The organism is Promicromonospora kroppenstedtii DSM 19349 (assembly GCF_000515355.1).
Taxonomy (GTDB): Bacteria; Actinomycetota; Actinomycetes; order Actinomycetales; family Cellulomonadaceae; genus Promicromonospora; species Promicromonospora kroppenstedtii.
The window spans coordinates 242,547-242,861 of sequence record NZ_KI911760.1 but is presented as its reverse complement, the minus strand read 5'-3'; the positions used below and the strand labels follow the sequence as shown (position 1 = coordinate 242,861).

At 75.9% G+C, this 315-nt stretch carries 1 pseudogene; it reads left to right on the top strand.

Going from position 1 to position 315, the window contains the following annotated elements:
• A pseudogene (locus tag PROKR_RS36540) lies at positions 1-315 on the top strand (hypothetical protein); the annotation flags it as partial.

The following is a 315-nucleotide window of genomic DNA, read 5'->3' as shown; positions in this document are numbered from 1 at the left end:
CGTGCCGGACGCCAAGATCCGGTGGGGGGCGAGCCCGCTCACCGTGGTCCCGGACGGGCCGGGCGTGGACGTCACCTTCGACGACGGCGCCACCGGACGCTACGACCTCGTGATCGGGGCCGACGGCGCGCACTCGACGGTGCGCCGGCTGGTGTTCGGGGACGCCGGGCTCCGGCCGTCGGGGCTGCACGCCTGGCGTCTGCTCGCCCCGCGCGGGGACGCGGAGGCCGTGTGGTCGGTCAGGCTCGGCCGTGGCGCCTCCTTCCTGACCTTCCCGATCGGCCCCGACCTGGCCTACTACTACGCGGACGTGGG